This is a genomic window from Nocardia sp. NPDC058497 (assembly GCF_042720195.1).
In the GTDB taxonomy this organism is placed as follows: Bacteria; Actinomycetota; Actinomycetes; order Mycobacteriales; family Mycobacteriaceae; genus Nocardia.
Genome location: NZ_JBHXMY010000111.1, coordinates 1 through 13,547, shown reverse-complemented (window position 1 = coordinate 13,547; position 13,547 = coordinate 1). Strand labels below are relative to the sequence as shown.

13 protein-coding genes are annotated in these 13,547 nt (G+C 68.1%); 12 read left to right on the top strand and 1 reads right to left on the bottom strand.

Going from position 1 to position 13,547, the window contains the following annotated elements; all coding sequences use genetic code 11:
* From ACFWPJ_RS10695 to ACFWPJ_RS10650, 10 genes are all read left to right on the top strand, one after another.
* The coding region (locus ACFWPJ_RS10695; RefSeq protein WP_378849567.1) for an SCO6880 family protein at positions 1-1,264 on the top strand (1,264 nt) is incomplete at its 5' end.
* Positions 1,261-2,979, top strand: a complete 1,719-nt coding sequence (locus ACFWPJ_RS10690) for a hypothetical protein (RefSeq protein ID WP_378849565.1) — start codon at positions 1,261-1,263, stop codon at positions 2,977-2,979. The genes ACFWPJ_RS10695 and ACFWPJ_RS10690, both read left to right, overlap by 4 nt.
* The gene (locus ACFWPJ_RS10685; protein ID WP_378849563.1) at positions 2,979-4,118 is read left to right on the top strand and encodes a C40 family peptidase; all 1,140 of its coding nucleotides are present in this window, start codon (positions 2,979-2,981) and stop codon (positions 4,116-4,118) included. Before ACFWPJ_RS10690 ends, ACFWPJ_RS10685 begins: the two co-directional genes overlap by 1 nt.
* Entirely contained in the window at positions 4,115-5,005 is an 891-nt protein-coding gene (locus tag ACFWPJ_RS10680; RefSeq protein WP_378849561.1) for a hypothetical protein, read from the top strand. The genes ACFWPJ_RS10685 and ACFWPJ_RS10680 overlap by 4 nt, the downstream gene beginning before the upstream one ends.
* Positions 5,006-5,031: 26 nt before the next feature.
* Positions 5,032-5,709 (top strand): hypothetical protein, encoded by a 678-nt coding sequence (locus ACFWPJ_RS10675; RefSeq protein ID WP_378849559.1) that lies wholly within the window; start codon positions 5,032-5,034, stop codon positions 5,707-5,709.
* On the top strand, positions 5,706-6,242 hold the full coding sequence (locus ACFWPJ_RS10670; protein ID WP_378849558.1) for a hypothetical protein: 537 nt from the start codon (positions 5,706-5,708) through the stop codon (positions 6,240-6,242). Before ACFWPJ_RS10675 ends, ACFWPJ_RS10670 begins: the two co-directional genes overlap by 4 nt.
* Positions 6,239-7,237: a hypothetical protein gene (locus ACFWPJ_RS10665; RefSeq protein ID WP_378849556.1), complete on the top strand. Its 999-nt coding sequence runs from the start codon at positions 6,239-6,241 to the stop codon at positions 7,235-7,237. The genes ACFWPJ_RS10670 and ACFWPJ_RS10665 overlap by 4 nt, the downstream gene beginning before the upstream one ends.
* A gap of 30 nt (positions 7,238-7,267) precedes the next feature.
* Positions 7,268-8,125, top strand: a complete 858-nt coding sequence (locus tag ACFWPJ_RS10660; protein WP_378849555.1) for a hypothetical protein — start codon at positions 7,268-7,270, stop codon at positions 8,123-8,125.
* A gap of 46 nt (positions 8,126-8,171) precedes the next feature.
* Positions 8,172-9,095 carry a hypothetical protein gene (locus tag ACFWPJ_RS10655; RefSeq protein ID WP_378849553.1) on the top strand — a complete coding sequence of 308 codons (924 nt, stop codon included), beginning with the start codon at positions 8,172-8,174 and terminating at the stop codon, positions 9,093-9,095.
* Entirely contained in the window at positions 9,095-10,048 is a 954-nt protein-coding gene (locus tag ACFWPJ_RS10650) for a hypothetical protein (protein ID WP_378849551.1), read from the top strand. Before ACFWPJ_RS10655 ends, ACFWPJ_RS10650 begins: the two co-directional genes overlap by 1 nt.
* A gap of 246 nt (positions 10,049-10,294) precedes the next feature.
* Here ACFWPJ_RS10650 and ACFWPJ_RS10645 read toward each other — a convergent pair whose 3' ends face one another.
* On the bottom strand, positions 10,295-10,564 hold the full coding sequence (locus tag ACFWPJ_RS10645) for a hypothetical protein (RefSeq protein ID WP_378849549.1): 270 nt from the start codon (positions 10,562-10,564) through the stop codon (positions 10,295-10,297).
* On the opposite strand from ACFWPJ_RS10645, the gene ACFWPJ_RS10640 reads away from it, so the two are divergent.
* Positions 10,565-11,503: a hypothetical protein gene (locus ACFWPJ_RS10640; protein WP_378849547.1), complete on the top strand. Its 939-nt coding sequence runs from the start codon at positions 10,565-10,567 to the stop codon at positions 11,501-11,503.
* Between the two features lie 75 nt (positions 11,504-11,578).
* Positions 11,579-13,396: a type IV secretory system conjugative DNA transfer family protein gene (locus tag ACFWPJ_RS10635; RefSeq protein WP_378849546.1), complete on the top strand. Its 1,818-nt coding sequence runs from the start codon at positions 11,579-11,581 to the stop codon at positions 13,394-13,396.
* Positions 13,397-13,547 lie beyond the last annotated feature (151 nt).

The following is a 13,547-nucleotide window of genomic DNA, read 5'->3' as shown; positions in this document are numbered from 1 at the left end:
GGGCTGGGAACTGCTCCTGCTGCGCGCCCAGTTCGCGATGGCGAGATCCCGTGGCGAGCTCACCTACCGAGCCGGCCGGTTCTCCCGCCTACCCGGCATCGCGAAACTTCCTGGCCTGCTCGCTGATTCGCGGTTGACCGAGTACGAGACACCAGGCGGGCATCGGTTCGGGATGCTGCACATCCGCCGTACCGACCACTACACCGTGGTCTTGCGGGTTATCCCGCGTGGCAAGGAGTTGGTTGATCAGGCGCAGATCGATGCCTGGGTCGACGGGTACGGCCAGTTCTTGGCCGCGCAGTCGCGTGGTGGTGAGGTGGTCGCGGTCACCGCGGTGCTGGACACGGTAGTGGAGACCCGGCTCAAACAGGCCCGCGAGGTGACCCGCCTCGTCCGCCCCGACGCCCCGGAATTCGCTCAACGGGTGATGCGCGAGGCCGCGGCCGACAGCGGCGGTGTCGGCGTCCGGATCGAAGCCCGGATCGCGATCACGTTCCGGGCGATCGGGCGGGGCCGGATCCGTCGTGATCAGGCGGAGCAGGCCCGCGAAATCGGGCAACGCCTGCAATCGGTCCTGTCGCAGCTGGCCCGCGCCGGCTTGCCCGCCACCCCGATGCAGGCCTGGGAGCTGTTGGGGCTGGTGCGATCTCGCTACGACCTGGCCTCCCAGCGTGATGTCGAAGCGGCGGGTGCGGCGATCACGGAGTCGCAGTCCTGGGATTCAGTCGGCCCGATCTCGCACCTGGACCGCTGGGATCACTACGTGCACGACGGCGCGCGGTCGATCACGTGGGAAATGGATGGCGCACCGCGTGGGGCGGTGATGGAAACCGTTCTGGAGGAACTGCTTCGGCCGCGTCCGGACGTTCCACGTAAGCGGGTGGCGATCTTCTACCGACTGCACTCGGCCGCCGAAGCCACCTCCCTAGTAGATTCCGATTTCCGCGACGCTGTCGCCGCCGAGCAGACCGAACGCGGGATCGCCTCGGCCTCGGCGCGGATCCGGGTCGGCAACACCCAGGCCGCGCGCCAGGAACAGGCCCGAGGTGCGGGTCTGACGCGGTTCGGGGTGTTGGTCACGGTGACCGATCATCTCGATGGCGACCTTCCCGGTATCGAGGCGTCGGTGAAAGGGATGGCCGCGGCGAGCCGTTTGTCGGTGCGCCGTTGTTACGGTTATCAGGCCGCCGGGTTCGCCGCTTCTCTGGGTGTGGGGCTGGTTTTGCCGGAGCACGCCTCGATCTCGAAGCGGGTCTCGGCATGATCGGCCGCCGCGAGGCCTCGCGCAGTGCCACTCGCGTGCCGAAGTCCGAGATCATTGTTGGGATCCGCGTGCTGTCCGCGCAGCGACGTGCCGTCGTCGAGGCCGACGCACAGGCGGGAGGCTGGCGCGGATGGCGTGCGCGGACCATGCTCTCGAGCGACGACCACCGCCGGGCGACTGCCGCGCGGCGCAGCGACACAGAACATGACGACGGGTTCGATCTGGATGCCCCGGAATCGACCGATCGTGGATACGTCGGGCACGGTGGTGGCCGCGCTGCTGTCGTTCCGCGGACTCCGGAGTGGCGGGCCACCACGGTTCAGGTCGCCGGTTTGTGGCCCTACTGTGTGGGTGCGACCGCGCCGACGGTCGGGGTGCCGGTCGGGTCTCACTACGTCAGCGGCGCGCCGGTGCACTTCGATGCGATGTCGTGGTTTCGGCGTGGGTACATCACGGCGCCGATCGTGTTCGTGTTGGCTCTCAACGGTTTCGGCAAGTCGTCACTGATCAGGCGCATGGCTCTCGGGGCCGTCGCGGCGGGCGAGACGGTCTTGTGCATGGGGGATACGAAGCCGGACTACCGCGACCTCGTCGAGGAACTTGGCGGCCAGGTGGTCGATGTCGGCTACGGGCACGGCACCATCAATCCCCTCGACGTCGGTGCCCTCGGTCGAGTCCTCGACCGACTCACCGACCCCGATCAGCGTCGTCAGGTGGCGGCCCGGATCGAGGCAGGGCAGGTCAACATCGTCGCCGGCCTCATCGAACTCGTTCGCGGCAGCCGGGTCGCCGACTACGAGGAAGTCCTGCTCGCTGCGGGTCTGCGTGAGCTCTACAGCAGTGCAAGCGGATTCAGCCATGAGCAACCGCCTCTACTCCAAGATCTGCTCACTGTCATCTCGACTGGTGCCGACCGATTGCGGGAGTTCGCCGAGGAGGACGACGAGACCGCCTACCGGGAATCGACGAAGCCGCTGCGCAGGTCATTGCGGGCGTTGGTGGAGGGGCCGTTCGGTGCGATCTTCAACGGCCACACCACCACCCGCCTCGACCTGGACAGTCCTGCGGTCTGTGTCGATATCAGCCGGATCCCCGAGGGCGACACCAAGCTGCTGGCGGCGGTGCTGATGGTGTGCTGGTCCGACGGCTTCGGCGCGGTCGCTGCCGCACACGCGCTCGCTGACGCCGGTCTGGCGCCCCAGCGCACGTTCGAGGTCGTGATGGACGAGATCTGGCGTGTGCTGGGTGTCGGGGAGTTCATGGTCGACCGCGTCGACGCTCTCACCCGCCTCAACCGGGGGTTGGCGACCGGGTTGATCATGTGCTCACACACCATCAAAGACCTCGCCGCCTTCGATTCCCAGGCCGCCCAGGCCAAAGCGCTGGGGTTCTTCGAACGTGCGCGAGCGAAGATCATCGGTCCGGTCGGGCCGGAGGAGGCGACCCGGATCGCTGCGGTCGCGGGAATGACCTCGACCGAGAAACTGCTCGTTACTTCCTGGGCCGCGCCACGTCCGCCGACCGACGACGACCTCGCTACGGGCGGTCGTGAAACCCCTCCCGGCACAGGGTGTTTCCTGCTCAAGACCGGCGAAGCGGCCGAGCCGGGAATTCCGTTCCGGATGACGTTTACGCCCTCGGAGCGTGCGGCCGATGTCCACAACACGAACAAGCGATTCAACTTCGGCGAGCCGGCAGGGCGGGGTGGTCGCTGATGGATTCGGTGCCTGCCCGCACGGTGTTCGCGTTCTGCGGGGTCCCGTTCATTGTCCTTCTGATCCTGATCCTCGTCGCACTGGGCAGCGATGACACCACCCGCTCCTGCAGCACCAGCTCGAGCCACCGGTCCGGGACGAGCGGTGAGACCGGTGTGAGCGTGGCGGGGCTGTCGGAGGCGCAGCTGTCGCTGGCCCGCAACGGCGTCGTGATCGGTAAGCAGCGGGGCATGCCCGAATCGGTGGTTCTCGCCGAACTCGCGGCGCAGGCAACCGAATCCAGCTTCCGGAACCTGGCCAACTCCAACGTCCCGGAGAGCCTCGGCTACGCCAACGACGGCGTCGGGTCGAACTACGACTCCGTCGGCCCGCACCAGATCCGGGTCAGCATCCACGGCGATGTCGGGCTGGCCAATCTGATGGACCCGGTTTTTCAAATCAATTGGTTCTACGACAAAGCCGAAGCACTGGCGGATGCGGAAGCGATGTCTCCGGCCGACCTCGCGCAGGCCATCGAACGTTCCTCGCCGAACGCCTACGCGGGCCAGCTCGACCTCGCGGCTCGGCTGTATGAGGAGTTCGCCGGTATCGATCCCGGCACAGCCGTCGTCGCCGCTGGCGTGTCGGGTGGGTGTGGGAACGGCGGGTCGGGTGCACCTTTGGCCGCGGCCGACGCCAGCGGTTTCGGGCGGGCGGTGATCGATGCGGCCTACAGGTGGATGGGCACCGACTATGTGTGGGGCGGCGGCGATGCGGACGGGCCCACCATGGGCGGATTCGATTGCAGCGGGCTGACTCTGTATGCGGTCTATCAGGCGTCCGGCGGGCAGATCCGTTTGGCGCACTACACCCAGGCCCAGCAAGACGACTCCCGCGCGCAAGCGGTTCCGTTCGCTGATCGCCAGCCCGGCGACTTGATCTACTTCACCGCTCCCGGCGACACCGACTCCCACCACGTCGGGATCTACTACGGCCGCGACGAACAGGGCCGGGATTTGCTGTTGCATGCTCCGCAGACCGGTCAAACGGTGACGATCACTCCGCTCTCGGCCTGGGACGGCGAACGGATGGATGTGCGCCGGTTCGGGTCGCCGGACTCGACCGGTGAGGATTCCGGGGCGCCGGGGGCACGCTCATGAGCTACCCAGTCGACCCGGTCAATCCTGCCATCGAGGCCGGGTACGCGCAGCGGATCGCCGAGTTGATTCAGATCGCCAGCATCGACCTGGCACGTCTACGACAGGCAGGACCAGGAGACGACGAGTACGCCCGGCAGATCACGTGCCGGGACCTGAAAGCCGGGGTAGAGGTGCTTCGCGATGTCGCCGACGAGATCGGGACACCACAGACCTGGATCCGCCGAGCACTACGTGTCACGGGTGTGCCCGCGGCGTGGGGCCCGGCCGCCCTCCTTCCGCCGGAGCGGCCGGTGGATCGTGCCGGCCGGGTCGAGGGCGTGTGGGGTCGGGCCGAGAGCCTGCCGATCTTGGCGATGACCACCGTGGAGACCACACCGATTTCCCATCGAGAACGCCTGACAGAGCAAGTCTTTCTGGCCAGGCAACGGGTCGTGTTGACTGCGGTCGCCCTGGACATCAGCCCGGAGGAAGCCCGCAACGGGATGCGCGCATCGCTGGGCCAGATGCCCGACGCCTACCGGTGGGAAGAGGTTCTGGCGGCTGGGCCGGGTTCTCGGGCGCGAGTGCGGCGGTTCATGCGCACCGAACCGTCGGTGCGGCGGAGCCGGGCCGCGGTTTGGGCGCTGCAGCAGGTCGGCGTCGATATCACCGCTGCGGCACAGCATCATCTGCTGCCGACCACCGAGCAGTTCCTCGCCGAGGCCACCCGCTATTCCCCCGTCACTGTGCCTGACCTCGCACGGCCCGATCTCGTAGGTGTCCGGATCAGCGCTGCGGTGGAAGCCGCCGGCGTAGGCCACGCGACCGAGGCAGGCGACACGCACGACGACCCGGCAGCCGAAGCCCCCGTGCCGTCGGTCGGGCCGGAATTGCAGCCGGGCCCATGACCAGCACATCGAATCCCATCACCGCCATGCGAGAAGCCACGATGAGCGACCCGTTGCCTCGACCAGGTCGGCGCCGGCCCATCGATCCGGACATCCTCGTCGAACGGCATCGGCTGGCGCTGATGTCGATGACTAGTACCGAAGCCCTCGATCGGTTCGCCGCCCGGCTCGGCATCGACACCCGTTCTCTGGCTCGACGTTTCGTCACCGCCCTGTCCGAGAGGGCTGGTATCGACTACGAGCAAATGCTGCGCGTCGAGCTCGCACGCGAGGGCGTGGATTCCGTGCTGGCCGATCGGGCACGGATCGGGCCGCGGCTGTTGATGTGGTCGGCCGCCACCACCGACATGTTCACCGTGTGCGGTGCCGACCGGCGCCCGGCCTGGCGTGACACCTTCACACCTGAGGACCTCGGTTCGGGTCGCGTGTCGACGGTCGCGGCGCTGAAAGCGATCGAGCTGGCCGGGCACTGGATCGCGGAATGGGGTGCGCAAGCCGGGACGCTGCGGCTGAACCTGGCCACCAACCAAGGCATCGACCTGGCCGGTTTGCATCGGTTCGCTGGTGGCGTCTCGGTCGTCGTCGATGTCGCGGCGGTCCCCCTGGACAACCCAGCCGCCCAGCAGTGCCTGCACCGGGAGCCGGTGTCGAGTCGCTACCTCGACCTCACCGACCTACTCCACCCACCAGGAGCCCCAGCATGATTGTTTCCCGCCATGTGCTGCCCAGCGTGCTGCTCGCCGCCACGACCGCCCTGGTCGGGTGCACCGCGCAGGACCGTCCGCCGGTCACACCGAGCTGCGAGGCAGAACCGTTCCCGCCACCACACGCTCAAATCCCGCCGTGTTCCGGGGTGGATGTGCTGCAGGGGTCGGTCGGCACGCTCTACCGGCTCGACCCGTCCGCCGGGATCGACCCGCGTAGCGCGTTCGACACCGCACGCCCGCTGATGAGCCCGGCCTTCGTGGTGCACGCGGGCCCGGGGGCGTCGATGTGGTCTCCGATCACTGTCTCCGAATGGCAGGCCTGGGTCGATGCCCGCATCGCCGTGGCCTCGACGGTTGAGGTAACCGCCGATGATCACCCGCCCGACACCGCGACCAGCACCGCGCGGGTACTCGCCGTACACCTCACCCCGGCAGGGGGCTCGCCGGTGGACTTCGCCGTCTACGCCCGCGCCATCCGGTCAGGCGCCGAAAGTCGTTGGTTGCTCACGGATCTGAAGGTGCTCTCGTGACTGGCGATCCCCTCGAAGAGGGCGGCCAGCAGATGCGGCAGGGCTTCATCCAGGCCTTGCAGACCGCGCAGATGACCGCCGGGCTGATGCGTAATCGCAGTGGTGAGTCACGATCACAGGCCGAGTCCGACCAGCGCATCGCCCACGCCGACGCCAAAGAGCAACGATCGAAGCTCGAACACCAGGTCCGCGTGCTCGACACCGTCGCCGCGGCCGACGAACGCGCCACACTCAACGCCGCCAAAGTGCGTGAAGTAGAGGCCCGCATCACCAACGCAGAGAACATCGCAAAAGCCGAGGTCGACCATAAGGCGCATCAGAACCAGCGCGCCGAGAATGACTTCCAGCGGCGCGAGCGCGCCGGCCAACAAGAGGCCCAACAGTCGAAAGACCTCCACCGGGCCAGGATCGACAGCTACACCCACCGTGAGGACCGTGAAGCAAAGCTGCACGACCTCGACGTGGAATTGAAACAGCTGCGCATCGAGATCCTGCGCCGCAACGCTGGTTTCACCGAGACCCTCGCCGAGGAGTGCGGCCCGAACATGGCCCGGACCACGGCATCAGCGGTGGCGTTCGCCGCCGCTGACGCCACCGCAACATCGGCGAATGCCGAGGACGCGGAGGCGTTCCGAGAACGGTTCGTCGCCGACACAGGCGACCAGCCACCAGCGCCGCCGGACCCTGCCGACCGGGTGGTCATCGACGCGCTGGCCGACCAACTCCAGACGATGACCAGGATCGTGGAAGACCTGACACGGGAATCGGTCGTCCGCGGCGAGATCCTCGAACTGGGGGCCGACTCCATCGTCGACGTCGCCGAAGAACTCTCGCCCAGCGCAGCGCCGGGCACGGTGATCGACTCCGCTGTCCAAGCGACCGGGGCCGCCGACAGCGACCCCGCGGTCGCGGACCCGGCAGTCGAGGACATGAGTCCGGTTGCGGCAGAAGGGTTGCCGCGCGATCGCGGCCGCGGGGCGGAGGCCGGGCTGTGATCGGCACGGCCGCTGGGCGGGGTGGGTGAGATGTTCGATCCGAGCACCATTCAGGCGCGGCTGCTGCAGGCGGTGCAGAACCTGGCCGCCGACAACTGGCGCGAGACCCACCGCGCCGGTGACAGCGAACTCCCGGTCGCCAGCCGGGCCCACATCGAGGTCGGAAACCGGGCCCGCGAACAGCTTGAACAGGTCGCGATCGCGGTCGGCATCCCAGGTTCTGTGTTGGCGTATCACCGCGCTGCCGGGGAGCGCGGGCAACGCTACCGGCCCGGGCAAGCCCTTTTGAGCACCGAGCAGATCTCCCGAGACGGCCTGCTGGCCGGCTACCGGCGTCTGGTGCACGACCTACAGGACAGCGCTGGAATCGTCGCGGCAGCAGGCGTGCGAGATCTACTGGACCACAGCACCTTCGCCGCCTACCGGCAAGCCTTGGGTGTGGCGTGGCAACATGCCGGCGCCATCGCAGCTGTCCTGGACTTGGCCGAGACCGAGCGCGCCACAGCGTGGACACGCGGGACCTCTGGGTGGGTGCGGGCGGTCGCCCAACGAGCGGCGGCATTGGATCAGAAGGTTCTGCTGAGCCGACTGGTTCACACCGCTGCCGCGGACCCCTCCGCCGCGCTCGTCCCCCTTGCGGTACTCGGCGAGGCCGGGATCACGGGCAGCGACATCATCGCCCAGATGCCGATCGGCCCCGACGACATGGTCGAACACCTCACCACCGGCATCCGAGCGCTGCCCCCAGCCCCGGCTCACGGCATCGATGCCGCGATCGCCGCCACCGGCATAGACACCCAACACGACCCAGACCCCGCTGCGTCCGATCCCGATATCGGCCCACCTCCGGGTGCCACGCCAGGGCCCGACATCGGCCAGGGCTTGTGAGAGTCGTTGCCCGCGTTCGCAATCCAACCCTTGAAGGAGAGTCATCGTGAGTCATCCGCTATGGGGAGCCGACGAGCTGTCATCGTGGCAGCTCCGGCTGCTCCAGCGCATCCACACCGTCAGCTACGAGCACTGGCGAGTCCTGCGGAACCCACCGACCTGGACCCGCGGCTCCGGTGACATCCAGTTGCGGAACTGGCGCGCCGGGTTGGCCGCCCGGGAAGTCGAACGCGTCGAGCTCGAGCTGCACGCCACCGCCATCGGTGTTCCCGAACCCATGATCACCGAAGCCCGCGGAGCGGGCGGGCGTGGTGTGCGGTGGGGAGATAACCAGGCCACCGCGGACCTGTCGCTGCTCGAACCCGGTGGCAACGACACCCGCACGGCCTTCCTCGATCAGGTCGCCCGCGATGTGTGGCAGCTCGAGCACATGGCCCTGGTTCGCGCGGAGTATCTGCATCGCGAACACCTGGGCCGGGTCCCGGATGCCGAGGCGGGGATGCGGCAGTTGCACGACAACATCGCCGCGGTCTGGATGCGGGCGACCGCGACCGCGATGCACGCCGGAACCGACGACAACGACCGCGTCCGGCTGTGGGGGAGAGGCGCCGCCTCGTGGGAACGGATCGCGCGCCTGACCGCCGCTCAGTACAGCGACGCCGAACTCCAGGCACGGTTCCACGAGTTCGCTTGGAAGGGAATCGAAGCCGACGCTGAGCAGGATTTCCGCAACCTCGCGGTCGGCGGCCTGGCGGTCGGCCCGCCGGGGCCGATGCGGATGGCCGACTCCGCCGAAGCCGCCCTGGAAGCGGTCAGCGTGGCCGACGGGCGCGGACACCGGTACTCGCACGGGATCGGCGCCGCGGTCGATGTCACCAACACCGGCCGCGCTGCGGGCTGGGAACCCGAACCCGAACCGCGCCCGCCCGATTGCGGACCGGGATCCGGCCACGACGCAGGGGTGTGGTGATGAGCAGGCCGAACCCGCCGGGTACCCCGCCCGGGCAGCCGGGAAGTCTGCTGCGGCGCATCCAGGTGCTGGCGGCCGAGCAGCGCCAGATCGAGGCGGCAGGGCCGTCGATGTTCCTCGACAGCGGCGGTGTCGACCCGCCGAAGGAGGTGTGGCAGCAGCGTCTGGACAACCTCGAGGCCGAACGCGGCGCAGCGGAGCGGGAGGCGCTGCTGGCCGGGGTCGATCAGGGCTGGATCGAAGACGCCCGCGAACTAGGATTCCGGTCGGCCACCGCGCCCGAGCGGGCCGCGGTGCGCCAGCACCCGGACCGGGCTACCGGCTCCCAGGAATTCTTCCTCGAGATGCTCGAAGTGGATCTGTGGCATCTGGAACGAATGGCCGCCATGGACGCCGACCGCACGCACCGCCTCGCGACAGGCCGGTGGAGCTTCACCGACGACCCGGCCACCCAGCGGCAGTTCTACGAGAACATGCACATGCGCCAGCAACGTGTCCAGATCCTCGCGGCCGCGGCGCAAGTCACCGCGACCGAAGGCCAGCAGCTCTGGGGCGCGAGCGTCGAAGGGATCCGACGAGTCCATACCGTGGCGATCGCCGCGCTCGACGACGCCACACTCGCGCGGGAATGGAACGGCTACGCCGCCGCCGATCCAGGACTGCGTGTTCCGCCCTATGTTCCGCAAGACCCGATCACCGGCGCCCCGACTTCCCCGCCGCTGGCTATGCCGCCACCCCCGTCAGCGATGATCACCACCGCGCGCAGCGCGCTGCACGCCCAATTCGTCGAAACCGCCCTCGATCGCGCCGCCTCGACCACCGAAGCCGCCGCGATCGCCGCCAGCGTCGACGCCGCCCTCGGACCCCGCAGTGAGTTGGGCTGGGAACCCGAACGCGGACCCCAGCCTGATGCGACTCCGAACAGGGAGTGGGAGCACGGTATGGATCCCTGACCTGGCGACATCAACGACTACGCGCTGCTCGGCGTGACGGCCACGGGTACTGGCCGCGACGACCGAACCTGACCACCGGGACATCCAGCAACCCCTCTTCTTGCCGGGGTTGTTCAGCCTTCTCGATCCAGGAGAAGCGATGCCCAAACACCACCCCGCGACCACACCACCCACCCCGCCCGAACCTTCGCGTGATCCCGGCTCCTGGGTAGGTACGCGATGAGGTTTCTGCATCAGGGGACGCGCTCATGTCATCCCGATCACTACGCCGATGCCGCCACCCGCGCCGAGGCCGAACTGCGCGCTGATTTCGCGATGCGACATTTCCTCCTGGAAGTCGCCCCTTTCGCCGACATCCCAGCCACGCAAATGGAACTCCTCTCGCGCGCCCACGACATCGAACGCCGCTGGGCCAACAGTGTTGATGAGGTGTCGCGGCAGCAATGGAGCGACCTGAACACTCTGCGCCATCAATGGATGACCGAGCCCCACACCGCCCGAGACCGGTTCTGGCACATGGAACCCTCCGACGTCGAGGAGGTCGCCGCCCGGCACTGGCGGCAGATGGCCGAGCTCACCGGCGCGGTCGAACCGGTCAACACCTTCTCCGAACAAGACGCCGCCGAATTCCGTGGCCAGGGACGCCATCTCATCCTGATCCGCGGCACCGGTACCGGTTTCGCAGTGGGCGCGGGGGCGGCCGAGCGTGCGCTCGGGGGCCGCGCGGCCGAACAGCTCGACATGGACCGGATCGGCGCGCTGATCGACTTCAACCAGGAACTGGTCACCGGAGCCGACGAGCCCGCTCCGTCCCCCGATCTCGTCCCGTCGACCGTGTCGGACTCGCTGATCCCCGCCGCCCAACGCAACGCGGCGGTGGTCGCCGATCTGAGCGCTACCCAGGCACAGGTGATGCGCCAGGTCGTGCCGGTGCGGGTGTTGCAAGATCTGTTCGCCGAGCACCTGCGGCTGTCGGAGACTTTCGACCACACCCTCGAAGGCGGACAGGAAATCATCGACCGCCTTGAAGGGCTGCTCGATGCCGCTCGGGCCGCGCGTCAGGCAGCCGCGCATGCCGGGGTAGCTGCCGCCGATATCGACGCCGCCTACCGCGCCGGGCTGGAGGGCCAGTACTGGTCCGAGCAGCCCGGTGTCCCCCACCTGGCGTTGGTCGAACAGCTCGTCACCCAACGCGAGACCGCCTACACCGAACTCGACCAGCTCCGCATAGGTCTCGGCCGCGACCACAGCGCCGCGCTGGCGCTGGCCGCTGGCGCCGAGCAAGCCACCTACCCGCACGAGCCCGCGGCCTTCGGTGGAGGGGTGATCTCGACGGCGGTCGAGGCCGCGCTCCCGGCCCACGACGGCATCGACCACACCGCGTGGACCTCGCCGGAGACCACCGGCGTCATCGAACCCTCCCGGCCGCAACAGGCCATCGATCCCCACCTCTGAAGGGGGCACTGAGTCATGTTCTCTCCCAGAGAGACCCGACGCCGCACAACCGGCGGCCTCGGCGAAGAAACATCCATGCTGCTGGTCCTGCTCGCCGTTATCGCCGTGATCGCGGCCCTGTGGACGGCACTCAAGATCGGCAGTCTGATTGTCGGTCAGTCGATCTCATGGAACCCGTTCACAGGCCTGCTGGCAGTGATTGCCGGTGAACGGTACTGGCCCTGGCCATCCACCTTTGTTGCGGTCACATTGATCGTGGCGGGCGGCGCTGCTGTCGTGTGGGCCTACCCGAAACTCGTCACCGATCGCGAGATCGACGCCGCGGCACGTACGATGCAGAAGCCGAGCAAGATCCGCATGGCCCGCGTCGCCGACAACCTGCGCGAGAACCAGCGCCTGCTCAAGGACGCCCCCGAAGCCGCGCGGCTGAACCCGGGGCCCTTGTTGGGGCGCACGGTCATCGGCGACATCGCCCTGCACGTCCCGGCGGAGATGAGCGTGACCGCCACCGCCGGACAGCGGACCGGCAAGACTGTGGCGTGGGCGGTGCCGGCGGTGCTGACGGCGTGGGGTGCGTGCCTGGCGACCAGCAACAAGCCCGACCTCTACCGGGCCACCATGCTGGGTCGCCAACATGTTGGTCGGGTGTGGTTGTCGGACCTGCAGGCTGTGACCGGGCGGCGCGAGTGCGGGTTCTGGGTGAACCTGCTCGACCAGGTCACCAGCCTCGCGGCAGGGCGCAAGCTTGCAGGGTTCTTCGTCTCGGGGGAGTCGGGATCAGCGAGTCAGGCGGCGAACGCCAAAACCGACAGCTATTTTGATGGCGGCGCGAAAGAATTGTTGGCGCTTCACCTGTTCGCCGCCGCATGCGTGGGCGGGGATCTGCATCATGTGGCCGAATGGCTCGGCCGCGACCAGGACCCGACACCGGCTTTGGTCCTGCGCCACTACGGCCAACTCCGCCCCGCCGCACGGATCCTGGAAGCACAGGCGTTGTATGCCCGGCAACGTGACGGCCTCTACGACATGTCCAGGCGTTATCTCAACGTGTTGTCCGACGAGGGCTACGCCCTGTTGGTCACGCCGCCCCGGCGCAAGACGATCCGGGCCTACGAATCTCCCAACGCGAAGCGGACGTTCGGGGTGGCGGTCGAGGTTGTCGAGGACGCCACGGCGTCTCATGATCTGCCCGAGTTCAAGCCGGCGGACTTCGTGGTGTCCAACGACACGCTCTACGCCTTGTCCCAGGCCGGGCCCGACGGGGCGACACCGCTGACCGCGGCGCTGGTCGGTCAGGTGCTCGAAGCCGGTCTCGCCGCTGCCCGCGCCCGGGTCGACGGTCGCCTGATTGTGCCGTTGCTGTGTGTGCTGGACGAGGCCGCCAACTGCGCCCGCATCAGCGAACTCCCTTCTTACTACACCTATGCCGCCGGTGCCGGGATCGTCCTGATGACGATTCTGCAGGTCGTCGAGCAGGGCGAAGACCTGTGGGGCGTGAACGGGTTGAAGATCATGCGCGCCCAGAGCATCGAAGTCTACGGCGGCAGCATCGCCGCGACCGACTATCTCGGCCACTGGACGGCGATGACCGGCCAGCACGACGTCGCCGATCGCTCCCGTACTTTCGGCAGCAGTGGCAATCAGCGCACTCTGTCCTGGCGGGCCGAGGACATCCTCGACGCCTCCAAACTCGCCGCCTTGCCGAAAGACCGGGCACTAGTGCGGCTTCCCGGGCACGGCCCGGTGGTCGTGCGCAAGATCCCCTGGACTGACACCGACCTCGCCCCCATCGTCGTCGAATCGTTGCGCCGGTTCGAGGACAAGCCCAGCCTCCTCGCCAAGCCCGACGACGACGGTGATAGCAGCACCCTGGACGGGCAGGTGCAGCCGTGACCGCCCCCGGCACCGCACCGACCGCGGGTTCGGGCGGCAAGCAGATCCCACCGCAGTTCGCTCATTTCGTGCCGTTCGTGCAGGAATGGTTGCTGCCGACGATCAGTGTCCGCCTGGCCGAAGCTGGGCGGGAGAACACCTACACATGGTG